Annotated in this window: 26 protein-coding genes and 2 pseudogenes; 3 read left to right on the top strand and 25 right to left on the bottom strand. The window is 70.2% G+C overall.

The genetic code is table 11. The features are described from left to right. Positions 1-62: 62 nt before the first annotated feature. Positions 63-443, top strand: a complete 381-nt coding sequence (locus EZM51_RS17765; protein WP_136709648.1) for a YciI family protein — start codon at positions 63-65, stop codon at positions 441-443. A 15-nt stretch (positions 444-458) separates the two neighbouring features. Here EZM51_RS17765 and EZM51_RS17760 read toward each other — a convergent pair whose 3' ends face one another. The 4 genes from EZM51_RS17760 to EZM51_RS17745 all read right to left on the bottom strand — a co-directional run bounded on the left by EZM51_RS17760 (position 459) and on the right by EZM51_RS17745 (position 1895). Next, positions 459-689 (bottom strand): hypothetical protein, encoded by a 231-nt coding sequence (locus tag EZM51_RS17760; RefSeq protein ID WP_136709647.1) that lies wholly within the window; start codon positions 687-689, stop codon positions 459-461. 83 nt (positions 690-772) lie between these two features. Then, entirely contained in the window at positions 773-1198 is a 426-nt protein-coding gene (locus tag EZM51_RS17755; protein ID WP_136709646.1) for a type II toxin-antitoxin system VapC family toxin, read from the bottom strand. Beyond that, positions 1195-1494, bottom strand: coding sequence for a hypothetical protein (locus tag EZM51_RS17750; protein ID WP_211195973.1), 300 nt, complete (start codon positions 1492-1494; stop codon positions 1195-1197). Before EZM51_RS17750 ends, EZM51_RS17755 begins: the two co-directional genes overlap by 4 nt. 29 nt (positions 1495-1523) lie before the next feature. After that, complete coding sequence (locus EZM51_RS17745; protein ID WP_211195972.1) at positions 1524-1895, bottom strand: hypothetical protein; 372 nt, start codon at positions 1893-1895, stop codon at positions 1524-1526. A gap of 246 nt (positions 1896-2141) precedes the next feature. Between EZM51_RS17745 and EZM51_RS17740 the strand changes: the two genes are divergently transcribed. Then, on the top strand, positions 2142-2618 hold the full coding sequence (locus tag EZM51_RS17740) for a GNAT family N-acetyltransferase (protein WP_136709644.1): 477 nt from the start codon (positions 2142-2144) through the stop codon (positions 2616-2618). Between the two features lie 80 nt (positions 2619-2698). Here the strand turns inward: EZM51_RS17740 and EZM51_RS17735 are convergent, their stop codons facing one another. The 7 genes from EZM51_RS17735 to EZM51_RS17705 all read right to left on the bottom strand — a co-directional run bounded on the left by EZM51_RS17735 (position 2699) and on the right by EZM51_RS17705 (position 9477). Beyond that, positions 2699-3502: an ABC transporter ATP-binding protein gene (locus EZM51_RS17735; protein ID WP_136709643.1), complete on the bottom strand. Its 804-nt coding sequence runs from the start codon at positions 3500-3502 to the stop codon at positions 2699-2701. Next, positions 3499-4371, bottom strand: coding sequence for an ABC transporter permease (locus EZM51_RS17730; protein ID WP_211195971.1), 873 nt, complete (start codon positions 4369-4371; stop codon positions 3499-3501). The genes EZM51_RS17735 and EZM51_RS17730 overlap by 4 nt, the downstream gene beginning before the upstream one ends. Positions 4372-4391: 20 nt before the next feature. Continuing rightward, on the bottom strand, positions 4392-5261 hold the full coding sequence (locus tag EZM51_RS17725) for an ABC transporter permease (protein WP_136709641.1): 870 nt from the start codon (positions 5259-5261) through the stop codon (positions 4392-4394). Between the two features lie 61 nt (positions 5262-5322). After that, positions 5323-6309, bottom strand: a complete 987-nt coding sequence (locus EZM51_RS17720; protein ID WP_136709640.1) for an ABC transporter substrate-binding protein — start codon at positions 6307-6309, stop codon at positions 5323-5325. A 179-nt stretch (positions 6310-6488) separates the two neighbouring features. Beyond that, positions 6489-8096: an AMP-binding protein gene (locus EZM51_RS17715; RefSeq protein ID WP_136709639.1), complete on the bottom strand. Its 1608-nt coding sequence runs from the start codon at positions 8094-8096 to the stop codon at positions 6489-6491. Positions 8097-8098: 2 nt separating this feature from the next. Then, the gene (locus tag EZM51_RS17710; protein ID WP_136709638.1) at positions 8099-9010 is read right to left on the bottom strand and encodes an SDR family NAD(P)-dependent oxidoreductase; all 912 of its coding nucleotides are present in this window, start codon (positions 9008-9010) and stop codon (positions 8099-8101) included. Further along, positions 9007-9477, bottom strand: a complete 471-nt coding sequence (locus tag EZM51_RS17705) for a MaoC family dehydratase (protein ID WP_136709637.1) — start codon at positions 9475-9477, stop codon at positions 9007-9009. Before EZM51_RS17705 ends, EZM51_RS17710 begins: the two co-directional genes overlap by 4 nt. 287 nt (positions 9478-9764) lie before the next feature. On the opposite strand from EZM51_RS17705, the gene EZM51_RS17700 reads away from it, so the two are divergent. Then, on the top strand, positions 9765-12023 hold the full coding sequence (locus tag EZM51_RS17700) for a beta-galactosidase (RefSeq protein WP_136709636.1): 2259 nt from the start codon (positions 9765-9767) through the stop codon (positions 12021-12023). 59 nt (positions 12024-12082) lie between these two features. Here the strand turns inward: EZM51_RS17700 and EZM51_RS17695 are convergent, their stop codons facing one another. The 14 genes and pseudogenes from EZM51_RS17695 to EZM51_RS21165 all read right to left on the bottom strand — a co-directional run. Next, the gene (locus EZM51_RS17695; protein WP_136709635.1) at positions 12083-13270 is read right to left on the bottom strand and encodes a Wadjet anti-phage system protein JetD domain-containing protein; all 1188 of its coding nucleotides are present in this window, start codon (positions 13268-13270) and stop codon (positions 12083-12085) included. Further along, on the bottom strand, positions 13270-16602 hold the full coding sequence (locus tag EZM51_RS17690; protein ID WP_136709634.1) for an SbcC/MukB-like Walker B domain-containing protein: 3333 nt from the start codon (positions 16600-16602) through the stop codon (positions 13270-13272). Before EZM51_RS17690 ends, EZM51_RS17695 begins: the two co-directional genes overlap by 1 nt. Further along, on the bottom strand, positions 16599-17294 hold the full coding sequence (locus tag EZM51_RS17685; RefSeq protein WP_248305724.1) for a DUF4194 domain-containing protein: 696 nt from the start codon (positions 17292-17294) through the stop codon (positions 16599-16601). The genes EZM51_RS17690 and EZM51_RS17685 overlap by 4 nt, the downstream gene beginning before the upstream one ends. After that, positions 17291-18745: a DUF3375 domain-containing protein gene (locus EZM51_RS17680; protein WP_136709633.1), complete on the bottom strand. Its 1455-nt coding sequence runs from the start codon at positions 18743-18745 to the stop codon at positions 17291-17293. Before EZM51_RS17680 ends, EZM51_RS17685 begins: the two co-directional genes overlap by 4 nt. 96 nt (positions 18746-18841) lie before the next feature. Beyond that, a complete protein-coding gene (locus tag EZM51_RS17675) occupies positions 18842-19279 on the bottom strand; it encodes a helix-turn-helix transcriptional regulator (protein WP_136709632.1) in 438 nt (145 codons plus the stop codon). Beyond that, positions 19260-20027, bottom strand: coding sequence for a hypothetical protein (locus EZM51_RS17670; RefSeq protein WP_136709631.1), 768 nt, complete (start codon positions 20025-20027; stop codon positions 19260-19262). The genes EZM51_RS17675 and EZM51_RS17670 overlap by 20 nt, the downstream gene beginning before the upstream one ends. Positions 20028-20155: 128 nt before the next feature. Beyond that, a complete protein-coding gene (locus EZM51_RS17665; protein WP_136709630.1) occupies positions 20156-20485 on the bottom strand; it encodes a ribbon-helix-helix protein, CopG family in 330 nt (109 codons plus the stop codon). After that, positions 20482-20715 carry a hypothetical protein gene (locus EZM51_RS17660; protein WP_136709629.1) on the bottom strand — a complete coding sequence of 78 codons (234 nt, stop codon included), beginning with the start codon at positions 20713-20715 and terminating at the stop codon, positions 20482-20484. The genes EZM51_RS17665 and EZM51_RS17660 overlap by 4 nt, the downstream gene beginning before the upstream one ends. Before the next feature lie 63 nt (positions 20716-20778). Further along, complete coding sequence (locus tag EZM51_RS17655) at positions 20779-21192, bottom strand: hypothetical protein (RefSeq protein WP_136709628.1); 414 nt, start codon at positions 21190-21192, stop codon at positions 20779-20781. Positions 21193-21305: 113 nt separating this feature from the next. After that, positions 21306-22106 carry a DUF4143 domain-containing protein gene (locus EZM51_RS17650; RefSeq protein WP_349236075.1) on the bottom strand — a complete coding sequence of 267 codons (801 nt, stop codon included), beginning with the start codon at positions 22104-22106 and terminating at the stop codon, positions 21306-21308. A 42-nt stretch (positions 22107-22148) separates the two neighbouring features. Then, positions 22149-22385: pseudogene (locus EZM51_RS21320) on the bottom strand (AAA family ATPase); the annotation flags it as partial. Between the two features lie 93 nt (positions 22386-22478). Beyond that, positions 22479-24341: a hypothetical protein gene (locus EZM51_RS17645; RefSeq protein ID WP_136709626.1), complete on the bottom strand. Its 1863-nt coding sequence runs from the start codon at positions 24339-24341 to the stop codon at positions 22479-22481. 71 nt (positions 24342-24412) lie between these two features. Then, on the bottom strand, positions 24413-25288 hold the full coding sequence (locus EZM51_RS17640; RefSeq protein WP_248305729.1) for a DUF4143 domain-containing protein: 876 nt from the start codon (positions 25286-25288) through the stop codon (positions 24413-24415). Between the two features lie 45 nt (positions 25289-25333). Continuing rightward, positions 25334-25624: pseudogene (locus EZM51_RS21165) on the bottom strand (AAA family ATPase); the annotation flags it as partial. Positions 25625-25957: the final 333 nt, after the last annotated feature.

Raw genomic sequence — 25957 nt, 5'->3', positions numbered from 1 at the left:
ATGCCCGTTCGACGCCTTGGCAAGGTCGGCGTCGACGGCGCCGCAACGAGAGGAGCCCAACGATGACGCAGTACTTCCTGACCATGCCCCACGACTCGGCGACCGAGCCGACGATGGCGTCGATGCAGGAGTTCGACCCCGCCGAGCTCGCCGCGGTGATGGCCGCGGTCGACGAGTTCAACACCGCGCTGAAGGACTCGGGCGCGTGGCTGTTCGCCGGCGGCCTCAACCCGCCCTCGACCGCGAAGACCGTCGACGTCACGTCTGGTGAGACGAGCGTGCTCGACGAGCCGTTCGTGGAGGCGCCGTCGTACGTCGGCGGCTTCTGGGTGATCGAGGCGGCCGACGAGGCATCCGCCATCGAGTGGGCGGCCAAGGCATCTGCCGCGGTGCAGTCCCGCATCGAGGTGCGCGCGCTGCAGGAGGCGCCGCCCGAGGCGTAGGCCTCGCTCCGCGCGTCAGTCCCAGTCGGACGCGCGCGGCGTGCGGTGGCCGCCGCCGGTGTCGAGGTCGTCGCCGCCCTCGAGGTCGGGGCCGTCGTGCTCGGTGATGTTCGCACCTTCGAAGAACGGGTCCACCCCGAGCTCGCGGGCGTGCTCGGCGCGCAGGCGCGCCTGCTCGTTCGCGTCGTCGGCGAAGTCGCGGTCGTCGCGGTCGGCGCGATCGCCGCGGCCTGTGGTGTCGCTCATGTGCTCCCCCTCGGTCGATGGGTTCAGGGTAGTTCGCGACCTGCGCCGCCGCGACCGGGTTGCGGTTCGCCGAGCAGGCGGGCTCACGGCAAGATCGCGAACCCCTCACGGACGGCGGCGACCGAGAGCTCGCCGTCGAAGACCGCGAACGTCGAGCACGTGGGATCGATGAGCCGCGCCGCGCGGGCACTCGCCAGCTGAACGGCATCGTAGGCGCGAAGTCCATGGATCGCCGTGAGCTCCGCGGCGCGCTCGAGGACCTCGTTCGTCAACTGCAGCGTGACGAGGCGACCCGTCGGGCCGGCCAGGTCGCGCCCGAAGGCCTGCACGAGGGTGCGTGCGTCCTGGGCACTCAATTCACCCATGCGGTTCTTGCGCCAGAACGCGGCGGGGACTTCAACACGCGCGATTGCGCTCACGATCATGGCGTCAAGGGAGCGGACGTGCTCGTGCCCCTCCTCGTCTGCGTACAGCTTGACGATCGCAGAGCTGTCGGCGAAGACGCTCAACGCCGCTGTGCGGACACGATGTCGGCGAGCTTCGTGCCCGTTCCGGCGGCCGCACGCGCCCGATCGAGATCTGCCGCATCTGGTGGCGCGGGCGAGGTCGGTGCCCACGACGCGAGCATTCCGGCGGCGCGCAGCCGCTCGCGCAGTCGCACGGCGGCGGGGTCGCGTTCGTCGCTATCGGTCGCAATCGAGAGCACGCGGGTCATCAGCTCGTTCATGCTGAGACCCTCGGATGCCGCGACGGCCTGCACCCTCCGAACGAGGTCGTCGTTCGCCCGCCACGTGACCTGAGCCATGGTCGGGAGTTTAGCATTCGCGCTTGCAGTCATGCATGCACCGCTCGCGGTCCGAAATCATCGATTCGACGGTCGATCACGGTGCCGACACCCCACAGGCTTGCGAGCTCGAGCAGCCCGTCGGCGAGATCCGCCGCCCAGTGCTCCGGCCAGCCTCCATCTCGAAGACTCGTCTGCATCGCCAGGATCATGTCATCGCGCGTGAACCCGGCGATCTCATCCACCCGTGCCGTTGTCGTCGACCGGTGCGAGCTCATGCCTGCGAATCCACGCCCGCAGCCGCACGGCCCGTCGGGGTTGCGCCTATCACTCGCGCACGGCTCCTGCACCCAGACCAGCTCGCCCTCGATGCACCTGTTGTAGTCGCCCTTGCGCTCACCCTGCGTGAGCGCCGTGGCCACCAGGACCTTCATGTTGACTCCACTCTCGGCACGAGCGATATCGTGACGCTAACTCCGACCACCGACATGGGGCGGTGCAGGCGGCCGACGACTGCGAGTGGGTCATGGGCTCGCGATGGCGTTCAGGCTCGTTCGCGATCTCCGCCGACGTCGCCGGGTTCGCGGCCACCGCCACCGACGTTGCTCGTGCGTAATCCGCCGCGATCGCGCGCCCCGCGACCCCGCGTCGCACGCCAGCATGGAACCATGAGCGACACGACCGATTCCCGCACCTGGCTGCCCGAGGGCTTCGTGCACCCCGAGCGCGTCGACCTCGTCGACGGTTACCACCTGCGCCCGATCCGCGCCGACGACGTCGACATCGACTACCCCGCGGTCATGGGCTCGCGCGAGCGCCTGTGGCAGATCTACGGCGAGGACTGGGGCTGGCCGCCCGCCACCATGTCGTACGAGGCCGACCGCGACGACCTCGCTCGGCACCAGCGCGAGATCGCGGCGCACGAGACGTTCAACTACGCGATCCTCGACGCCGACGAGACCCACCTCGTGGGCTGCGTCTACATCGACCCGCACGACACCCACGACGCCGAGTCATCCTGGTGGGTCGTCGACGAGCTGGTGGGCTCCGCACTCGAGAAGGAGCTCGACGCGTTCGTGCCGCACTGGCTGCGCACGACGTGGGGCTTCGGCGACGTACACTTCCCGTTCAACGCGGCGGAGTGAAGCGAGCGGATGTCGCGAGCCGGCGTCAGCGCACGTCGGGGGTCGCCCGGGCAAGGGCGGATCAGGCGAGGCCGCAGGCCTCAGGCAGCGGGGCGGCCCTTCATCGACTGGTCGCGGATGAGCCGGGCGATGTGGGAGCGCAGGTGCACGAAGTCGTCGAGCTCGCGGGTGCTCACCTGGTCGCGCGGGCGCGGCAGGTCGACATCCAGGCTCTCGACGATCGTCGACGGCGACTTCGAGAGCACGAGCACGCGATCGGCGAGGTAGACGCTCTCGTCGATGTCGTGCGTGACGAAGAGGATCGTCATGCCGAACTGCTCGCGCACCGCGAGCATGAGGTCTTCGAGCTCGGCGCGGGTCTGCGCGTCGACGGAGGCGAACGGCTCGTCCATGAGGAGGATCGCCGGCCGGTACGCGAGCGCCCGGGCGATCGCGACGCGCTGCTGCATGCCGCCCGAGAGCTGCCACGGGTACTTCGCCCCGGCCTCGCCGAGCCCGACGGCGTCGAGGCTTTCCTGGACGCGGGCGGCCCGCTCCGCCTTCGGCAGGTCGCGCGGCAGCACGTAGGCGATGTTGCCCGCGACCGTGCGCCACGGGAAGAGCGAACGGCTGTAGTCCTGGAACACGAGCGCGAGGTCGCGCGGCACTCCCGTCACCGGTTCGCCCTCGAGTCGCACCTCGCCGCGGGTGGGCTTCATGAGGCCCGAGAGGCAGCGCAGCATCGTGGTCTTGCCGCATCCCGACGGCCCGACGATGGAGACGAATGCGCCCTCGGGCACCGTGAAGTCGAGCTTCCCGATCGCCTCGAACGGCTCCGTGCCCTCATAGACGTGGCCGAGACCTTCGATCGTCAGCAGATCGGTCGCTGTCGCCTGGATGCTCATGACACTCCTTCTCGTGAACCCCGATGCCATCTCGTGATGCGCGACTCCACGGCGGACAGGATGGCGTTGAGGACGTAGCCGAGGATCCCGAGCAGCAGGATTCCGGCCCACATGTCGTCCATCCGATAGGTGCGTTGCGCCCCCAGAATGATGTTGCCGATGCCGTCGGGGCGCCCGACCATCTCCGAGATCACCATCATGATGATCGCGACGGAGAGTGCCACCCGCATCCCGGCGAAGATCTTCGGCGACGCGCTCGGCAGCACGATCCCGAAGAACCGCTTCCGCCAGTCGAACTCGAACACTCGACCGGTATCGAGGTGCAACTGCTCCACGCTGCGCACCCCGTCGATCGTGTTGAGCACGACCGGCCAGATGACCGCGAACGCGATGAGCGTCACCCGCATCTCGTTGCCGAAGCCGAGCAGGATGAAGAAGACCGGGATGAGCGCGGGCGGGGGGATCGCGCGCACGAAGTGGATGATCGGCTCCACGTAGTCGCCGACGACCTTGCTGCGCCCGATGGCGACGCCGAGCAGCACGCCGAACACGACGGCGGCGGCCCAGCCGCCCAGCAGCCGGGCGAGGCTCGGCATGATGTTCGTCGCCACCGACTCGGTGAGGAAGAACGTCGTCGGCGGGCCCGAGAGCCAGAGTTCGAAGAAGCGCTCGATGATCCGCGACGGCGGCGGGAAGAACAGGTTGTCCGCGAGCCGCGCGGCGAGCTCCCAGACGAGGCCGATCGCGAGGAGCGCGCCCCAGCGGACGGCGAAGTCCTTGAGGCGACGGGAGCCGTTGGCGGGACGCCGTCGCGTGGGACGCGGAGGTGTGGCGAGCGACACCGTGTCCACGCTCGATGAGACCTTCACGGGATGGGTCCTTCCGGTGGTCATTTCGACGCACCCCCCGTCGGGCGCAGCGCCGTCTGCCAACCGAGGAACCGCCGCTCGATGAGCTGCAGCAGGAAGTTGATGATGAGACCGAGGAGGCCCGCGATGATGGTCGCGGCGAACACGAGGTCGGGCCGGTTGCCGGTCGCAGAGGCGTCGAGCATCCACCGACCGAGCCCGTTCGAGGCTCCCGCGAGCAGCTCCGCGCTGATCGCGACGATGAGGGCGACGGATGCCGCGATCCGGATGCCCGTGAAGATGAACGGCATTGCGCTCGGCAGCGACACGGTGAGGAGCGTCGACAGCCTGCCGTGGCCGAAGCTCTTGGCCGTCAGCTTCGCGATGGGGTCGACGTCGTGCATCCCATAGATGGTGTTGAAGAGCACGGGCCACGAGGTGGAGAAGACGATGAGCGCGATCTTCATCTCGGCGTCGTTGCCGAGCACGAGCATCGCGAGCGGGATGAGTGCGACTGAGGGAATCGGGCGCAGGAACTCGATCACGGCACGACTGCCGGAGTAGGCCGCGCGGGATGACCCGAGCAGCACCCCGATCGTCACCGAGACGACGATGCAGATCGCGAGGCCGATCGCCCAGGCGGAGAGCGTCGCGCCGACCTCTACGAGGAAGGACGGGGTGACGAGCAGCTCGACCACGCGAAGCAGCACCAGCGAGGTCGGCGGCAGGAACGTCTCACTGACGATCCCCGACCGCGAGACGAGTTCCGCGATGGCGAAGAGCGCCGCGAAACCGGCGGCTCCGCGCAGCAGCGTCGTTCGACGCGATGCGGTGCTTCTCGTCCGACGCCGCCCGAACGGGGGCGCGGAGGTGGTGCTGGACAATCGTCGCTCCTTCTCCTGCACGGTCATGGGACGGTCCTTGGACGGTCCTCGGGATCCGGTGCATCACCGGACCCCGAGGACCGAGACGTCACTCGCCTTGCCAGGCGTACTGCGACAGGTCGTCGAGCGGCTCGTCGAGCAGGCCCCACTCGACCATGAGGTCCATCGTGAGCTCGGCGCCCTCGAGGTCGGGCGTGCCGTCCTCGACGAAGCTGGGCAGCACGAGCGCGCCGGCGAGCTCGGGGGTGAGCGTCGTGAAGGTGGGCAGGATGTCGACGACGACCTGCGGGTCGTCGATCGCGAGCTGCGTCGCCTTGTCCATCGCCCGCACGAACGCGGCGACGGCCTCGGGGTTCTGCTCGGCGAACTGACGCGAGGTGTTCCAGTTGATGAGCGGCGAGTTCGCCTGGTCCTCGTTGCAGACCGACGGGTACATGACCGGCACGAGGCCCTCGGCCTCGCCGATCGTGATGAACGGCTCGGGCACGAAGCCCGCGGCGATGCGGCCCTGGCTGACGGCGGCGCCGACCTCGGGGAACGGCACCTCGACGAGCTCGTACTCATCGGGGCCGACACCCGCGCTGTCGAGGCAGTCGCGGATCTGCAGCTCGGTCGCGGACTGGAGCGTGTTGACCGCGATGGTCTGACCGCGGAAGTCTTCAGGGCCCTCGATGCCCGAGCCCTCCTTCGCGATCATGCCGTTGATGCCCTCCTTCGAGGAGTCGGTGCCTTCGCGCACGACCTGGATCTCGAGCCCCTGCGACACCGCCGACAGCGTGTTGGCCCAGGTGGCGGAGCTGAAGTCGAGTTCGCCCGACACGAGCTGGGTCACGCCGACGGCACCGCCGGCGATGATCTCGATCGTGACGTCGAGGCCCTCCTCTTCGAAGAAGCCCTCCTCTTGTGCGATGTACAGCGGGGCGTAGTCGCCGGCGGGAAGGGTGCCGACGGTGATGGCGACGGGCTCGTCGGGGTCGGGGGCGGGGCCTTCGCCGCCGCCGGTGCAGCCGGCGAGCAGGACGGCGGTGGACGCGAATGCTGCAGCGGCGATCAGTCGCTTTCGGGGGAACGTCATTGCTCTCCTCAGGTCTCTTCATCGAGATGGTGCCCGGCGTGGCGCTCGCCGGATCGGGAATTCTCAGGCTACCTGAAATACGTGCTCGGGGTCAACCATTTCGCGGACTGCCGGACAAATACGCTCGGCCTCGATCGCCGCCATCGACCACATCGCCGCCGACCGCGGCTCGTGCCGCGTCATGCCGAGACGCCCTGCTCGAGCGTTCGCCGGCGGAGCTCGGCGAGGTCGAGCTTGCCGGTGGGGCTGCGCTCGAGGTCATCGACGATGAGGAGCCGGCGCGGCTTCTTGTAGCCGGCGAGCTCGGTGCCGACGTGAGCGACGACCTCCGCGCCCGAGAACCGTTCCGGATGCTCGACGGCGATCGCCGCGGCGACGATCTCGCCCCAGCGCTCGTCGGGCACCCCGTAGACGACCGCGTCGAGCACGCCGGGAAAGCGCAGGAGCGACTCCTCGACCTCCGCCGGGTACACCTTCTCACCGCCGGTGTTGACGACGGTCGCCCCGCGGCCGAGCAGCTCGATGACGTGGTCCTCGTCGACGCGCACGAGGTCGCCCGGGATGATGTGCCGCGTGCCGCGGATCTCGACGAAGTTCGCCGCCGTCTTCTCGGGGTCCTTGTAGTAGCCCTTCGGCATCCCGCCGGTGAAGGCGATCCGGCCGACGGAGCCGGGGACATCCTGCACCTCCTCCTGCGACTCGTCGAGCACGACGGTGCCGGGCGTGAGCCGGAACCTCGCCGGCAGGTCGTCGGCGGAGCGGGTGATGCCGAGGCCGACCGCACCGCCCTCGGTCGAGGCGAGGATGTCGGTGATCACGAGGTTCGGGGCGAGCGCGTGCAGGCGGGCCTTCGTCGAGTCGCTGAAGCGCATCCCCGAGGAGAGGATCGACTGGAGCTCCGGGAGCTCGGTGATGCCGGCCTCCTCCGCAGCTTCGAGGAGCGGCAGTGCGATCGCATCCCCCGCGACCGCGACGCGGGTCACGCCCTCGTCGAGGATGGTGCGGATCGCGAGCGCCGGGTCGAATCTCGCCGTCGGCAGCACGACGATCGTGCCGCCGAGCAGCAGGGCGTTGATCACCGTCGTGAGCGCCGTGCCGTGCATGTACGGCGAGAGGGCGAGCGCGACGATGCGCCGCGACTCCGGTCCCGTCGCGAGTCGCACGACGTCGTCGGGCGTCTCGGGGATCGGGAGCCCCGCGGTGAGGTAGGCGTTGTAGACCTGCATCGAGAGCATCTGGCGCACGCCCCACACGGCGGCCTTCGGTGCCCCGGTCGTGCCGCCGGTGTAGATGAAGAAGTCGCCGTCGACCGGATCCTCGTAGGGTTTCGGCTCGCGGTCGGTGAAGGTCGCGAAGTCGAGCGCCCCGGGAAGGAGCGGCGCGGCGACATCCTGCACCTGGAGGAGGGCGATCGGTCGGCCGAGCAGCGCGACCGCCTCGGCGACCGTCTCGGCGAGGCTCGCCGCGTAGACGAGCACGGTCGAGTCGGAGTCGTCGAGGAGCGCGGCGATCTCCCGCGGGCGGTACCGGAAGTTGAGTGCGACGGGGACGATCCCGACCCGGAGGCCGCCCGCGAAGGTGAGCAGCCACTCGGGCCGGTTGTGCATCAGGATCGAGACCTTGTCGTCGCGTCGCATCCCCAGTTCGCCGAGCAGCGTCGCGACCCGGGCGGCGGCGGTGTCGAACTCGGCGTGGCTGAGTCGGGACTCACCCACCGTGACCATCGCGGGTCGGTCGGGGTCTGCGAGGGCGATGCGGTGCCAGAGGTCGGCGTAATGACCCTGCACGGTCAGTCCTGCGGGGCGAAGGTCGGGCCGGACGGCTGGGCGAGGGCGCTGAGCTCGGCCTCCCACACCTGCCGGATTCCATCCGGCGTCCAGCCGCCGTCGGCGTCGCGCGTCTCGAGGACCGCCGGGTGCGCATAGAGCGTGAGCCGATCGCCGCCGAGGCCGATCGCCTGCCCGGTGATCCCCGACGATGCGTCGGAGGCGAGCCACACGATGAGCGGCGCGACGTCTTCGGGCGAGCCGAGGGCGTGCTCGCGGCGCACGACGGGCGGCAGCGGCTCCCCCTCGAGGAAGCGCTGGTAGACCTCCTGGTAGATCGGCATCGTGCCCGTCATCTCGGTCATCGCCGTCGGGATGACCGCGTTGACGGTGACCCCGGCGCGCGCGAGCTCGAGCGACCAGGTGCGAGCCATCGCGACGATGCCGGCCTTGCACGCGGCGTAGGCGGTCTGCCCGAAGCTCCCGAACTGCCCGGCGGGCGAGCCGATGAGGATGATGCGACCGCCCTCGCCGGCTTCACGGAAGTGGTTGGCGGCGGCGCGGCCGCACGTGAACGAGCCGCGCAGGTGGGTCGCGACGACGAGGTCGAAGTCCTCGTCGGTCGCCTTCCACATGACGCGGTCGCGCAGCACGCCGGCATTCGCGATCATCGCGTCGAGCCGGCCGAACTCGGAGACGGCCGTGGCGACGAGCCGGTCGGCGGTTTCCGCCGGGCCGACGGGCGCGACCACGACGGCGGCGCGCCCCCCGGCCGCGCGGACGAGCTCGGCGGTCTCCTCGGCGGAATCCGTGTCGACGTCGTTGACGACGACCGCCGCGCCGGCGCGACCGAGGGCGACGGCATACGCGCGACCGAGACCGCGGCCGCTCCCCGTGACGACGGCCACCCGGCCGGTGAGATCCTCGGCGCTCATCGGTAGTACCTCAGCACCATGTCGGCGACGCAGGCGGGCTTGCTGCCGCCCTCGATCTCGAAGGTCACGCGGGGGAAGGTCTGGTAGCCGCCCTCGATCTCGTCGACCTTGAGGATCTCGCCGACGACGCGGACGCGTGAGCCGACGGCGACCGGCGCGGGGAACCGCAGCCGGTCGAGTCCGTAGTTGATGCCCACCCCGAAGTCGGTCACCTCGAACACCTCGGCCATGAGCGGCACGACGAGGCCGAGCGTGAGGTAGCCGTGCACGATGGTGCCGCCGAAGGGCGTGCTCTTCGCGAACTCCTCGTCGAGGTGCACCGGGTTCGTGTCGCCCGACAGTCCGGCGTACGCCGTGACCTCGCTCTGGTCGATGCGCCGCCACGATGACGGGCCGAACGTTCGGCCGGCCGTCTCGGGGAGGCGATCGATGGGGACGCTGATACTTCCGTCGTGATCCGACGTCATGCGGTTGACTCCTCTGCACCGTTGCAAGCTTTGATTCAGGTTACCTGAAACTGCGACAGGATGTCGAGACGGCTTCCCCGCCGCCCGGCACCCACCGCCCATGTGCTACAACCGTGAGGCCAGCCCGACTCGAGAAGGAGCACTTGGTCGTGACATCCGTTCGCCCTTCTGCCCTGCACACGGCATCGGATGACCCTGCGCCCCGCGAACCCGGGTCGCCGTCACGTGTGGCGGCGCCGCACAGCGTCACGCACGAGCCGTGGGCCGAGCCGCTGACCCGCCCTGCGATGAGCAACGACGTCGACCGGCACGACCGCATCGCCCTCACCAATCGCTATGTCGAGCGCGACGGCCGCCCGTTCATCCCGGTGACGGGTGAGCTGCACTACAGCCGCGTGCCGCGCGGCGAGTGGGACGAGCGCCTGCGGCTCATGCGATCGGGTGGGGTCACCGCCGTCGCGACCTACGTGATCTGGAACCACCACGAGCCCGAGCGCGGTCGCCCGAGCTTCAACGGCGGCCTGGATGTCGCGGCCTTCGTGCGCTGCGCCGCCGCCGCGGGTCTCGACGTGGTGCTGCGCATCGGCCCGTGGTGTCACGGCGAGGTGCGCAACGGCGGGTTCCCCGACTGGGTGCAGCAGGCGCCGGTCGCGCACCGCACCGACGACCCCGCCTACCTCGCCCTCGTCGAGTCGTGGTTCGCCGCGATCGGCGAGCAGCTCGCACCACTGTGCGGGCCGTCGAGCAACGTCATCGCGATCCAGCTCGACAACGAGCTCTACGACCAGCCCGAGCACCTCACGACCCTCAAGGCGATGGCCCGCCGGCACGGCCTGCTCGCCCCCATCTGCACCGCGACGGCGTGGGGCGGCGCCGAGCTGCCAGAGGGCGAGGTGCTCCCCCTCTACGGCGGCTACGGCGACGGCTTCTGGGTCGACGCCGACCACGACTGGGACACCACGTTCCGCGAGCACTTCTTCTTCTCGCACACCTGGGACGACCCCGGCATCGGCGCCGACCTGCGCGACCACCCGGGCATCGGCCGTCGCCCCGAGACGCCGCGGCTGCCGTCGGCGTCGTTCCCCGCGGCCACGTGCGAGCTCGGCGGCGGCATGGCGACGGCCTACCACCGACGTCCGCTGCTCAGCGGGGCGGATGTCGCCGCGGTCGCGCACAACAAGATCGGCAACGGCTCGGGCTGGCAGGGCTACTACATGTACGCGGGCGGCACGAACCCTCGGCCCGGACTGCAGGAGTCGCACGCGAGCGGCTACCCGAACGACCTGCCCGAGTTCGACTACGACTTCCATGCGCCGATCGGCGCGTCGGGGCGGCTCGCGTCGAGCCACGCGGCGCTGCGGCGCCAGCATGCATTCCTGTCGGCGTTCGGCGCGAGGCTCGCGCCGATGCCGTCGACGATTCCCCCGGTGCATCCGACCTCGGTCGACGACGTCAATACGCTGCGGTGGGCACTGCGCAGCGACGGGGCGTCGGGATGGCTCTTCATCACCTGGCAGCAACCGCACGTGCCGCTCGACACCGTGCGCGACGTGCGGTTCACGGTGACCCTCGACGGGGGAACCACCGTGCTGCCGCATGCGCCCATCGACGTGCCCGCCGGCACCATCGCGCACTGGCCGCTGCACCTCGAGCTCGGGGGCGTGCGGGTGGACTGGGCGACGGCGTCGGCGCTGACGGTGCTCGAGGGTGAGCGGCCGACGCTCGTGCTCGTTGCGGAGCGCGGGATTCCCGTGGAGGTCGCGACGGCGGCGACGGTTGCCGGCGACGGGTCGACGCGGCCGGCGGCGGGGGTTGTGGTCGTCGAGGCCGAGGCCGGGCCGGTGCGGCTCGAGTTGGCGGAGGGCGACGGCCGGCTCGACGTGCTCGTCGTGCCGGCGGCATCCGCCGACCGGGTCTGGGTGCTCGAGGCGAGCGGACGCCGCCGCCTCGTGCTCTGCGACGACGCCGTGTTCGAGGAAGCCGACGGTCGGCTGACCGTGCGGGCGGCCTCGGTGCCGGTGGTGGAGGAGTACGTGCCGTCGATGGGGAGGTTCGAGCCCGTCGCCGTGGGCGAAGCGTCTCCCGCTGGTCACTCGGCGGTCGTGGTGAGCGCGCCCAAGCCCGGCGAGGCGCCGCCGCCGCCGAGCTACGGCTCGCGCGCCGGTCGCGCATCCGCGCCGACCCGTGAGGATGTCGCGCGCCACGCCACCTCGTGGACGCTCGAGCTGCCCCCAGAGCGGCATGGACGCCGCTACCTCGAGGTCGAGTGGGCGGGCGATGTCGCCCGCCTGGAGGCCGACGGCGTCGTGGTCGCCGACCGCTTCTGGGATGGCACGTCCTGGACGATCGGGCTCGACGGGCTCGGCCTCGCGCACGCCACGGAGCTCACGCTGCGCATCGTGCCGCTGCACCCCGAGGCATCCGTACACCTGCCGGCCGCGGCCGAGGCCGGGCGACGAGCGACCGACGGCCCACTGCTGGCGCTCGACGACATCCGCCTCATCGAGGCGCCGCTCTGGCGCGAGACCGTCCCGGTGTTCGAGTAGGCCCGCACCAACCGAGCACCGAGCACAACGCGATCCACGCCTCCAGCAATCAGCGACGCTCAGGCGTCGTGCAACGCTCCCTCGAGCGCAGCGAACGCTCGCGCCCACGGGATCCGCTCCTGCTCGAGCCGCACGCCACCCTCGGCACGGATGCGAGCCAGCGCCCGCCGCTCCTCGGTGCTGAGCAGGCCGAACTCCCCGGGCACCTGCCTGGTCTCGCGCACCCAGAGGTCGGCGAACTCCAGGAGCGTGCCCTCGTCCATGAGGATGCTCGTGACGTCGCCGCATGCGGCGCGCAGCAGGTCGAGGATGCGGAAGCCGTCGGAGTCGAGGTCGCCCCAGTAGACGATGCGGCCGTCACGGATCCACGGGATGCCGCCGAGCCGGGTGACCGCATAGCCCGAGCCGTGCACGACCACGGCGCCGGCCATCTCGGGCATCGACAACATGGTCTCGAGGTTCTCGAAGACGAACACCGTCGACGGCGCCGCCTGCAGCGCGGCGAGCTGGTCGACGGGCGCGGCGACGTCGAGCAGCCCGCCCGGGCGCAGCGCCGGGTCGAGGAACCGCACGCGCACGAGCGACTGGCTCTCGAGGAGGCCGAGCGAGTGCGCGCCGGTGACGGCGGCGACGAACGCTTCGACGACGCCGCGGTGCGCTTCGAGCCACTTCGTGTCGATCCCGCGGATGGGAAGCTGGCGGATGCGCCGACCCGACGCGGGATGTGCGATGAGCCAATCGACGACGTCGAGCAGCGTCGTGAACTCGTCGTCGCCGTACGCCTCGATGGTGCGGGCGTGCGGGCGGATGGCAGAGGCGAGCGAGCCCGGCGAGCCGAGCGCATCGGACGACCCCAGTCGACCCCGCAACTCGTCGGCCCGTGCTCGAAGCCGCTGCCAGGTGCGTCGGTGCGCCGCACCTGCGAATGCGGCGATCGCGTCGGAATCCCTCAGCACGCATCGCTCGGGCACGCGTTGCGTCCCCGCGCTCGGCCAGCGGCGCTCGCCCCAGACGACCGCGACCGCGTCCTGCCCGCGGCTGCCGCGCTCGTCGACCGCGCGCCACTCGCTCGCCCACGCCATCGCCCGCGGCAGGTCCGCGAGGGCGGCCTTCTCGGTGGGCGGATGCAACGGAAGCTCCATGCCGGCATCCACGTCGATGCCCGCCGCCCAGTCACGCAGCGAACGCTCGACCGTGCGGGCTGCGCGTGCGCGCGCCTCGGCCACTGACACCATCGACGCGGCCATCAGGCGGGGTCGTCGAAGGTCAGGTTCGCGACGAGCGACAGCTTGCGGGTCGGGTTGTCGATCGTCGTCACCGCCCCGACGTACGGCTCGATAGTCTGCAGCAGCTTCTGCGGGGTCGCGAGCAGCATGTGGAACCCGAACTCGACGAACACGTCCATCGCCATGCGGGTGTAGCGGCTGTCGGCCTTGTCGAACGCCTCGTCGAGGATGATCGTCGCGTACGACGGCACGGAATCCTCATCGACGGTGAGCTGGTACCGCAACGCGGCCGCGAGGCAGAAGACGACGAGCTTCTGGCGCTGCCCACCCGACAGCCCCGCGCTCGACTCGTGCAGGTTCACGACGCGGCCGGCGCGGTCGATCTCCTTCGCGAGGAACGTGACGTGCTCGCGCGTGTCGAGGCAGCGTCGCCGCCAGACGACGTCCACGTGCTCGTTCGAGCCGAGCCGGTGCATCACGCGGGCGAGCACCGCGAACCGCCGCTCGGCGGACTCGAGGCCTTCGTCCTCCCAGTTGCCCTGCACGATGGTCTGCAGGTCGGTCATGAAGTCCTGCACCTCGCCGCCGCGCTGCACCTTCACGTCGATGCGCAGGAACCGGTCGTGGTCGAACGGCGACGTGCCGAGCGACGCATTCACGGGCGCGATGCGCTCGGTCACCTCCTTCGGCGCGTTGCGCAGGTCGGATGCCAGGAGGCCGATCTGGTCTCGCGACTTCTCGCGAAGGAGCTTCAGGAAGTTGCGCTCGTGTTCGGGCAGCCCGCGCGCGACGATGCCGGCGAGCAGCTCGCGGTAGGCCCGCCGGTCGCCGATCTGCGCGGTGAGGTCGGCGCTCGCCGCGGGCCAGTTGGTGGCGAAGGTGCTCGCCGCAGCGACGAACCGTGTCTCGGCCCCCGACTGGCGTCGGCGGGCGGCGTCGAGTTCGGCGTGCAGCACCGCGCTCGCACGACGACCCACCGTTTCGACATTGTCGCGGGTGAGGCTGCGCTGCACCGCGCGATACCGGGCATCGAGGTTCGCGACATCCGCCTCGTCGAGCGCGACCGCAGCCACCCGGTCGGCGAGCCGGGAGATCTGCGCCTCGATGCCGCCGAGGCGCTCGGTGATCGCCGTCAGCGCGACCCGCTCGTCGGTGAGGCGCGCGTGCGCGGTCCGCACGCCGTCGATCGCGGCGTCGCGGGCGGCGAGTGCATCGCCCAGCTCGGTGTTGCCGTCGGTGAGCTCGCGGAGTCGGCTGCGACGCGCGTCGACCCGCTCGTGCGCAGCCGTTCGGTCGAGCTGCCCCCAGTCCTCGCGCAGCACCCCCTCGAACACGCCCCGGCGACGCATGGTCGCGTCGCGCGCCTCCTGCGCCTCGCGAACGCGGGCATCGGATGCCGCGAGCCGGCGCTCCGCGTCGCGCCGACGCTCGAGGAGCAGCGCGACCTTCGCGTCGTTGTCGGCGCCCAGGATCCAGGTGCGGCGGTCGTCGACGCGGAATCGGTCGTTCTTCTCGTACCGGCGCGCGGACTTCTTGATCTGTCCGCCGATCGTGACGCCGCGTTCGACGTCGTCGAGATCGTCGGGGTGATCGACGCACGCGACGTCGAACTCGGTCGACAGCCTGGCCTGGAGCCACTCCTCGAACGGACCGGATGCGACGCGGATGCGGCGTAGCAGCGATCGGTCGTCTCGCGCTGGCCGCACGGGCGGCGGCGTCAGCGGCACGGCTTCGAACACGAGACGTGCGCCGAGGTGCCGACCCTCCACCCGGCGGCGCACCTCGGCGAGCAGGTCGTCGCGCACGAGCAGCGCGCTCGCGATCGGGTAGAGCACGCGTTCGATGGCGCCCGTCCAGTCGGCGAACTCGGGCAGCACTTCGATGAGCTCGCCGGCGAACGGCAGCGCCTGCTCGGCGAGGCCGAGCTCGTCGGCCAGTTCGCGTCGGGCGACGAGGAGCGCGGGCGGCAGGTTGCTCCTGCGATGCTTCAGCTCGTCGAGCTCGCGGTCGATCGCCGCGAGCTCGTGGCGCGCTTCGAAGTACTCGCGGTGGTCGTCGCTCGCGGCAGCGGCCGGTGGCGGCGAGTCCAGCTCGCGCGCGGCCGTCTCGCGGAGCTCGGCGAACTCGGCCGAGTCGGCGGGCGCCCGGTCGATGCCGACGGCGCGCAGCGAATCGGCGAACCGCTGCCACCGCCGCTCGGTCTCGTCGGCGTCGCGCTCGGCGACCTGCAGGAGCTGCTGCTCGTGCTCGGCATCGGCGCCGCCGAGTTCGAGGGTGCGGCGCTCGGCGGCGGCGCGCCGCTCCTCGGCGTCCTCGGCCGCCTCGGCGGCCCGTCGCACGCGGTCGTTCGCTCGGGCTTCGTCGGCGCGGAGCTGCGCGCGCTCGTCCTCGGCGAGCTGGAGCGTGAGCCGCTCCTGGAACGGGTCGATGAGCGCGCCCAGGCGTTCGGCTTCGGCCGCGGCATCCGTCGCCGTCTCGTAGTCGGTGATCGCCTGATCGATGACGCCGAGTTCCTCGGCCTGCCTGCGCAGGTCCACGACGTGCCGGTGCGCCTGGTCGAGTTCGCCGAACTGCTCGACGGCGCTCTTCGCCCGCGCGAACGTCGGCGGCTCGTCGAGCATGAAGGTGCGGAACAGCTGGTCGAGGCTGCCGAGGTTCTTGGCCGACTGGGTCTTGTGCAGCAGGTGGAGCGCGTTCTGGTGCTCGATGCCGAAGATGCGCCGCATGCGCGCGTAGAACCCGCCGTGGCTGCCGTTGGTGGTGACCGTGGCATCGGGCCAGGCGGCCTTGATGCGCCGCGCCTCGATGCCGCCGAGCACGAACTCCCGGAAGTCGAGCAGCCCCACGTCACCGCGTTCGATGAGGCACAGGTCGCGGAGGTCGGACTTGTCGGCCGAGACGCCGCGCAGGTGGAACAGGCGCACGAGCGTCACCGGTGCGTCGCGGAGGTTCTCGTACCGCAGCAGTACGCCGCTCCAGGTCGCCGTGCGCCGGAGGTACGCGGAGACGGCGCGATCGTAGTTCGCGTCGGCCTCGTTGCTCCACGCCCCGCGCACGTAGCTGACGAGGCTCCGATCGTCGTTGCGCGACGCCGAGTCCTGCGCGGCGGCGTTGAACCGGAGCCACTTGTCGGGCGTGAGCACGCTCGCGATCGCGTCGAGCAGCGATGACTTGCCTGAGCCGGATGCCCCGGTGAAGAGGTGTCCCGCGCGGGCGACGTCGATGCGGTAGTGACCGTCGAAGGTGCCCCAGTTCACGACCTCGATGCGCGCGAGCCGCCATTGTCCGGGATGACCCGACGCGTCGGCCGCCTCGTGCTCGCCGACGGCGTCGGGCAGGTCGAGCAGGGTCATGCGCTCAGCTCCTCGAGGTCGGGGTCGGCTTCGGCGGCCCCGCCGGCCGCGTCGCGTCCGGCGATGCGCCGGTACTCGGCCTCGATCTGCCGCACCTGCTCGGCGTCGACGATGAGCCGCAGCACGGGTGAGATCTCGGCGCGCTCGCCGCCGTCGGCGGCACCGGCCTGGTGGATGACCCTGAGCTTGTTCTTCATGTTCATCCACGACGAGTTCAGCCGCGACCCGAACAGCTTCTCGTCGTGGTCGGCGGGACGGTATGGACGCAGTTGTTCGAACACCTCGTCTTGTCCGACGATGACCCGCCCCTCACCCTCGCGGGCGAGCAGCATCTGGCGGAGCACGAGCAGCATCGCGGTGTCGAGGAAGGTGAGCGACTCCGTGCGCACCGTGCGCGGGGTCGTGACCTCGCCGGCGTCGACGTTGCGAACGAACGCGAACTCGCCGACCCGGTCGACGACGAGATCGAGGAAGAGCTCGTGCAGCCGCGACCGGATCGCGGTCTCGTCGGCGAGCAGCGCCGCCCAGAGCCCGGGGTTGGCCCGCCCCGAGAGATAGGGGCCCTTGATGAGGTCGAGCAGGGCGCGGCGCGAGTCCATGCCCAGCACGCCCGTATCGCCGTTCCAGAGGCCGGCTGCGACATCCGCTCGCTCGTCGCTCGCGCCGTCGGCCGGACCGATCGTGACGTTCACAGCACCCTCCCGGTGAATCGGTGGACGGGGATGGTCGCCGCCCGCGCTCGGCCGTCGCGCCCCTGCCAGCGCACCGGCTCGGTGTCGTCTGTGACGACGCCGTTGGCTGCGGCGAGCGCGATGAGTCCGACGACGCTCGCGACGCCCTGACTGGCCGGATGCCTCGCCAGCACCTCGCCGACGGTGCACGTGTCGAGTTCGCCGAGCACGGCGTTGACGTGCCCGGTGAGCTCGTCGAAGTCGATCTCGGTCTCGCGGGCGAGGGCCCGCAGCGCCGCGAGGTCGGCGGTCGCGGTCTCGCGCACCTCGACGGGCGCGCTCGCGTCGAGCTCGGCGGGATCGTGCAGGCGCAGGGCGCCGGCGCTCGACATGCTCACCGTCGAGAGGCTGAGTTCGAGCCCGGTCACCCGGTAGGGCTTCGTGCGAGCGGATGCCGCGAGGCCGGCGCCGAGGGCTTCGCGAAGCAGGCGCTGCAGCACCCGGTCACGCTGGAAGTCCTGCGACTGCACGTACCGCCGAAGTCCGCGGGCGAAGGTCGTGATGACGTCTTGGATCTCGCCGCTGCGCTCCTTCAGCACGCGCACGTAGCGACGCAGGAAGCGGCGCTGCGACGGCGTGAGGGAGTCGGCGAACTCACGCTCGAGCACCTGCGTCATGTGCTCGTCGAAGGCGGCGCCGAGCTCGGCGTCGAGCACGAGCGCCGAGAAGCCCGCGAAGCTGCGCCCGGCCTCGGATTCGGCGATGTGGTCGACTCCGCGGAAGATGTCGTCGAGCACGGCGCGCTGCGTGGCATCCGATTCGACGATGCCGGCGCGCACCGACCGGTTGAGCTCTTCGAACTCGGCGCGCACGCGCGCGAAGTCGGCCGGGATCTCCTCGGCCTGCGCGAGGATGTCGCGGATGCGTTCGAGTGCCCGCGACGGGTCGAGCGTCTCGAGTTCGCCGGCGTGGATGCGTTCGATCGCCTGATCGATGCGGTCGCGCTCGGCGTGCAACTGCGCGAGCCGGCGGGTCGCGTCGGGGTCGGTATCGACAGCGAGCCGGCCGAGCTGAGCCGCGATGCTCGCCAGTCGCGACTCGGTGGCGGTCTGGCGGGGTGTGGCGAGCTGCTCGAGGTAGCGGATCGCCTGCAGCGCCCCGGGCGAGAGCTCGTACGTCTCGCCGCGTGCCTCCTCGGAGGGGCGGCGCACGAGGAAGCCCGCCTCGCGCCACTCGGCGCAGTACCCCTGGGCGTTGCGCCTGAGCTCGAAACCCGCCTCGCGGAGCCGCTCGAGATCGTGGTCGAGCACCTCGAACAGCTCGTCGGCGGGCAGACGCTGCGGCTCGCCGCCGAGGTGCTCCGAGAGGAGCGCCGCGATGACCGGTGCGTTGTCGGCGCGGAGCAGCCGCCAGCTCGCGTCGTCGTCGAGCAGGCGGCTGAGCGCGAGGCTGGTGGAGGTGACGGAGGACATGCCGATCGGAGGTCGTGAGGAGGTGAGTGCGGCTATGGTATCCGCCGGGGATGACATCGACGTGACGCGGGCCTGTGGCCGCACGCCCAGCCGACGTCAGACCAACTCGTTGCGGCGGGTGCGAGCGACCTCGGCGACCCGCTCGAGCAGCGCGGCCGATGGCATGACCGCCCCCGTCAAGTACGAGTTGAGCCGCGTACGACTCGTGCCGATGCGGGCGGCGAGGTCGCCCTGGCTCAGGTCGGTCTCGAACGCGAGGCGGCGCAGCCGACCGGCGACCCGCTCTTCCGGCGTCAGTCGCTCACGCTCGAGCGCGCCGCGCAGGAGCGCAGCAGCACCACGTGACTCGGCGAGTTCGAGCGCCTCTTCGAGGTCGGCCGCGACCGGGCCATGCGGTGCCGCCTCGATGGCCACGATGATCTTGCGCCAGTCATCCGCCCCGCCTCGATCGATCGCGGCGAGGATCCCCTCCACTCCCCATCGGTCGACGGGGTCGTCGGGGGTCACCTCGAGATTACGGAACCGCAGGGTCATCCGGCGCTCCCTTCATCTGTCCGCCGGACCGCGCCGTGATCTCGGCCGCGAGCGCCTGGCACGCCACGATCACGTCATTCCAGTCGTGCCACCGCGGCTTCAGCCCCTTGTATCCGGCAAGCTGCCGCGTCGTACGGGCGTCGCGAGGGTCGGGCTCGGCGAGCTGGCGCACGAGCTGGTCGCGCACGGGACGTTCGCCGGCGGGCTTCGTGTCATCGGCGTAATAGTCGTCGATGCGAGCGAGCACGTCGGCCGCGTCGTCGATGCCGTAGCGCGCGGCGAGAGCAGCGACATCCAGATAGTCGCGCGTCTGGTTGCGCCGCACGATGAGGAACGCCTTGACGCGCAGCGTCTCCGCGAGCGTGGGCACGGTGATCTGCCTCCCCGACGGCAGGTCGTACGGCTGGGTCTCGAGCGGGCGGGTGCGGATGAGCTGGCGGATGCCCGTCTCGATCCCGCCCAGCTCACCGAGGATGATCTTGCCGGCCACCAGCCGGTTCGTCACGAAGTCGCCTTCGCGCTCGAGCGCGTCGAGGATCACGTCGAATCGGTCGCGCAGGTCGGCGACCACGTGGTCGTGGTCGTATGACGCGCGATGGCGGGCGTACAGTGCCGCCGCCGATCCGCCGACGAGCACGGCGTCGGGCACGAGCTCCTGCAGCCGCGCAGCCGACTCGAGCACGACCGCCAGGTCGGGGTGGACGTGGGCGACGTCGGGGGATTCGCCCTGATTTCGTGCGCCTGCCATGGAATCTAGTGTATCCGATCAGATACAGAAGCCATCGGAAACGATCAGTGTCTGAGTAGTCCCATCCAGCGCGTTAGTTTCCCGAACATCGTCGATATAACGGATGGCCGGCGGAACCAACCTGGGACTCAACGCGAGGCTGCTCGGCGCCGCTCCGCCCACTCCTCGAGCACCGCCCGGGTGAACTTCGACACGCTGACGTGCGATTCGTCGGCGGCATGCTCGAGCGCCTGGAACAACTCGTCTTGCACGCGAAGCGACAGACGACGTGAGTGCGACCCATCGCGATTCAGCGACTTCCCGCCGGGGATGAGATTCGCTCGACGCACGTCTTCAACGATCTGCTCCACGCGCTCATCGGTGAGTGGTACGCCGCGGTAGATCACCTCTTCGGTCTCGACGAACTCGACCTCGGGGCTCGCCGACAGTTCGAAGCGACGACGCTCTCTGGTGTTCATCGGTTCCTCCTGTAACTCGTCGGCATCGCGTGGATGATCGTCCAGCCGTCTCGGCGGTCGTCGGGCACCAGCACGAGCTCGAGTTCAATGCCCCGGTCGTCGGTGCCGATGATCCGCACCGCATCGCCGCTCTCCGCACGAACGGTCTCATTCGCGAGCGCCGCCAGCATGTGCTCTACTCCGATCCGGTGTTTCCGAGCCGATCTCGCGACTCTCAGCGGTTCATCCACTGTTCGAGTATGTCTGACACCACCGACACTACTCCGATCGTCTCCGATCGCAAGTGCCGGCGATCACGACTGGCTATACGCGACACCGTGCCGCGGACCATCCCGCGCCCGCCCCCGCCCCCGCCGATCGCGGTACCGCGCATGCCGCTCGTCGAGCTGCACGATGCGCTGCCGCAGCAGCGTGAGGATGGCGGCGACGTGGCGGCGGCGATGCGGATCGAGCGCGCCGGCCGCCTCGAGCGCACCGGCGCGATCCGCGAGCGAGCGCAGCCGCGTCACCGTGTCGCGGCGCCATGCCCGGTAGGCGTCGTCGGACCGGGCGGCGAGCCGCTCGAACCGGTCGTCGATGATGGCGAGCCGCAGTTCGAGCGCCTGCACGTCGGCGAAGAACTGCGGCCGGTCGACCCGCGCATCCGGAACGCCGGCCGCACGAAGGTGCGCTTCCATGCGAGCGCTGAGGGGTGAGTCCGAGCCCATGACGGTGCTCCTTGCGGGACTCCGGTCGTAGCCGAAGATTCCGACGGTAGGCAGACCCACCGACATCCGGATGTCCCACGCTCACCTGACGCGCTCGACGGTCGAAGGCGGCCCTACGACCCGAGCTCCCACAGTGCGCTGATGGGCAGTGCGCGGTTCTTCTCACCGAAGGGGAGGGTCTCGGTGCCCGCGTAGAGCACGATGCCGACGATCAGGTCCTCGCCGAGCCGCGCGGCGAGGTGGTTGATGCCCTTGAAGTCGTCGGGTCGCACGGTGGCCGACGCCTTCACGTCGATCGCGACGACGCGCCCACGCCGGTCCTCGAGCACGATGTCGACTTCGACCTGATCCTTCGTACGGTAGTGCGACAACTCGGCGCGGGTCCGCGACCACGTGAGCTGCCGCGCTATCTCCATGGCGACGAACGCTTCGAGCAACCCTCCCAGGGGGCTGTCGAACCGTCGGAGGCTCGCGGCATCCTGACCGATGAGGTTGGCGGCGATCCCCGAGTCCACCATGGCCACTTTCGCGGTCGACACCGCGCGACCGCTCAGGTTGCGCGACCAGGCGGGGATCCGCTTGATCAGGAAGACCTCCTCGAGCAGCCCGAGATACCGGCTGACGGTCGTCTGCGGCAGCCCGAGCCGACCCGCCAACGCACCCGGCACCAGCAGTTGCCCTGAGCGAGCCGCGAGCAGGCGGATGAGTGCACGCATCTCGTGTCCGCGTTCGATCTCCGACAGCTGCATGACGTCGCGATTCACGATGTCGGCGACGTAGTTGTCGAAGAACGCTTCGCGGCGGCGCCCCTCGCGCGCGACGGCTTCGGGGAATCCGCCCCGCACGATACGGTCGATGTACCCGGATCGAAGTTCGTCGCTCTGGTGCCTCAGTTCGGACCCGAGTTCGAACACGGCATCGATGAAGCCGTCGGGTCGGCCCTCGATCTCCCCCTGCGAGAGCGGCCAGAGTTCGATGGTCTCCATCCGCCCGGGTAGCGCGTCTGGCACTCCGCGAAGGCCGAGAACACGCGCCGACCCCGTGAGCAGGAACCGGCCCGGCCGCGGGTCGGCGTCGACGACCTCCTTGATGGCGAGCAGGAGTTCGGGAACTCGCTGCACCTCATCGATGATGAGCAGTTCGTCCGCCCTCACGAACGAGGTCGGATCGAACTCGGCGGCCTGCCGCGTGGCGGCGCGATCGAGGCTGCGCCCCGCGTGAAAGTTTGGTCGCTGCTCACGTGAGAGTTTCGCCGCCCTCCACGTGAAAGCCTGGTCGGGACGCGCTCACTCCTCCGTGTCCTCCGCGTACAGTATCGCCATCGTCAGGATGACGCCCCGCGCAACCGCCCCGCGAAGCGCGACAGGAACCACGAGCTCGCCCTCGGCGTCGGCTTCCAGTAGGCCCGCATCTTCGAGGCGCTTCAGTCGCTGCAGTGCACGCGGCGTCAGCATGCGCGCGAGCTCGCTGGATTCCGTGTCGTCGTCGTCGACGCTCTCGGGTGAAAGGGCGGCCAGCAGCCTCCGGATCGACTCGGCGGCGACGGCGGATTCGAACATGGGGATCGCGCCTGCGCTCTGCTCGGTGAGCACCTCGGCCACGAACACCCCGACCACCATGTCGGCCGACTCCAGCGGCGGCAACGGGTGGGCGAGCCATTCCCCGGCAGCCGGGCCCGGTCGCACGCGGGTCGCACTTCGGGTGATCAGCTCTGCGGTCGCCAGCGCCTCCCACCAGGCGCTCAACATCGGGACCTCGTACATCGAGCGGGCGCGGGTGGTCGCCGGCTCGGGCAGCGGGGCGTCCAGGTCGACGTCGCTGAGCGGAAGGAACCCGCGCTCCTCTGACGAGCGCGTGGCGACGCCGACGGCCGAGACGCCGATCATCGCCGCGACCCGTTCGATGTCTGCGCGACGTACGCCTCCCGACGGTGACACTGGCCGCCCCGTCCCGATCCACGCCAGCAGGTCGCGCACGGCGGCGACGATGCGGGTCTCGGCGAGGGCTGCGCGCCGCTCCGCGGGGTCGATCTGCTCGGCGCTGTCGATGGCGTCGGCGATCACGTCCGATCCGGGGAGCATCTCGGCGATCGCATCTTCGACGACCTCGTGGGCATCTTCCCACCCGTCGGCGTCACGAGACGTCTCGAGGCGGAAGTGCACGTAGTCGTGAAGCGTGTCGAGCGCGTTCTCGAGCGCGTCGGATGCCTCAGGGTCATCGTCCTCGAAGAGCACGTCGATGAGCGGGTCGATGTCGTCGGGGTCATTGGCATCGAGCCCCGCGTTGCGCGCGAGCACCAGCAGCGCTTCGAGCATCCTCGTCTCGTCGGCGACGGTCGGCGCGCCGATCGAGGACTGTCGTTCGAGCCATGCGCCGAATTCGCGAAGGGTTCGGCGGTCGTTCGGCAGGCTTCGGCGATGAGCGCGGTTGCCCGATGGCTTCGCAAACGCACGGGGTGCCGCCGCCTTCCGCGACGGCGGCGCCGCCTCGCCGATGAGCACTCGCCCTGCGACCTCGCTCACCCCGACTTCCTCGGCCGCAGCCTGCGCGATCAGCGAGGCGGCGACGACGAGCGCGCCCCCCTCGAAGACGGCGAGCCCGCGGTGCCGACGGTGGAGGCTGTCGAGCGCATCGAACGCCCGACCCTTGGCTGCCAGCGCGAGGATGTCGACGGCTGCCGCCTTCGAAGGTCGCCCACCCCACTTCGGAACGCGTGTGCCGGCCAACGCCGCGCGGAGCGCCGGATCGGCATGACGGGCGTCGAGCAGCCCGAGGCTCGCACCGATGACCTGCGAGACCGCCGGGGCGTCATCTGCGGGCTCGGGTCCGATGGCCGCGAGCACGGCGCGCGCTCGTTCGTCGTCGCCTTCGGCGATCGCCTCGGTGAATTGGGCGAGCACCGCGAGCGCCCCGGCCCGGTGCATCCCCACCGGGGTGAACAGGGCGAGGTTGTGCCGCTCCGTCGCCCTCGCGAGCGCCGCGTTGAGGTCTTCGAGGTCGGTGCCTTCGAGATCGTCGAGATCGATGCCCTCCGCGTTCAGGAGCGGCGCGAGTTCACCGAGCATCCGATCGGCCAGGCCCGGCGTGTGCACGACCCCCATCTTCGCCAGCTGGGCACGGAATTCAGGGTCGTCGAAGGGCGTCGTCACCCGCCAAGGCTAACGCCGACCGCCCGTTCTGGGGCGGCCATCGCGAACAGCTGGGCGTGCGCAGTCAGTGCTCAAGGCCCCAGGGCGCCGATCGGGACCACGAGCACGCCGTCGTCGCGCGTGTACGCGTACCCGCCGACGGTCATCACCATGCGCGCCCGTGGCGCACCGCTCTGCGCCGTGTCGATTCGTTGCACGAACGCGTCGAGCGACGCGACCGCGTCATCGACCTGGCTCGTGCCGAGCTTCACCTCGACCGCGGTCCATGCACCGTCGGGCATCTCGATGATGGCGTCGACCTCGCGTCCGGCGCTGTCGCGATAGTGGCGTATCTGAGCACCGAACGACTGCGCGTAGACCCGGAGATCGCGCACGACGAGCGACTCGAAGAGGAGGCGGAGCGTGTTCGGGTCGCTCAGCAGGCGTGCGGGTGAGGCGTTGAGCGCGGCCGCGGCGAGCGACGGATCGGTGAAGTGTCGTTTGGCGGCCTTGCGCACAACATCGCGCGACCGAAGATGAGGCGCCCAGCTCGGCTGGTCTTCGATGATCATGAGCCGTTCGAGCGCAGTGAGGTATTCGCTCACCGTGTCGGAGTCGATGGCGGCACCCTCGCCGCCGGTGTCGCGGGCGATCGAAGCTACGGATGCCTCTGTGGCCGTGTTCCTCGCGAGTGATACCAGGAGTCGTCGCACCCGCGCAGGATCGTGTCGGCGCGTTCCATCGAGTCGGGCGAGGTCGACTCTGGCCACGTCGTCCAGGTACGAGCCGAGCACCTGCTGGGCATCGGCAGCCGACATCCGCTGCAGGCCCGGCCAACCGCCCACGCAGAGTCGCTCTGCGACCTCTCTCAGCGTGAGCGATGACTGGGCGGCGCCGATCGCGCGACCCTCGGCGATGGCCGCCAGCGATACTCGGCCGTTCGAGTGGCCGGATTCGAACAACGACATCGGTCGCATGCGAATGCGGCTGATACGGCCGGCGCCGGAATGCCGGGTGACGTCGTCGGCCGGCACCGCGGATCCCGCAAGGATGAACTGGCCCGGCGCACGGCGATCATCGATGGCACGCCGCACGTGATTCCAGACCCTCGGCTCGAGCTGCCACTCGTCGATGAGGCGAGGGGTCGCACCGGCGAGAACAAGGTTCGGGTCGATCCGAGCGAGTTGGAGCGCGTCGTCATCGACGTCGAGGCGCACTTCTGACTGGGCGTGGGCACCGCCGGTCGCCGTCTTCCCACATGCCCGAGGACCTTCCAGCAGGATTCCGCCGATCGCACTGAGCATTCGGTCGACCTGCGCGTCGACGACCCTCGGGCGATACTCAGGTTCCATCCTTCTTCCGTTCGTCCGTTTGAGAGCTGTCGATTCGGTCATCTACGGAGAATTTGTTCGGTCATTTGTGATCACCCTATTCCGCGATCTGTGGGGCGTGCAACCAAGAGGAGCGTCATCCACTCCCGGACCTGCCGCCGAGCGTTGTGCCCCGTTGTGGGGCGGATGCCGCGACATCCGCTGATCAGAGTCGGTTTCTTTGCCCATTCGGATGCCTCGACCCGCCGCATCGGGCATGCCGCGTCGGTCCACCTGAGTAACGTCGGTCAGCTGTCGACCCGACGG

The sequence above is a fragment of the Agromyces sp. H66 genome (genome assembly GCF_004959775.1).
Taxonomy (GTDB): domain Bacteria; phylum Actinomycetota; class Actinomycetes; order Actinomycetales; family Microbacteriaceae; genus Agromyces.
This window is presented reverse-complemented; position numbering and strand designations above follow the sequence as displayed.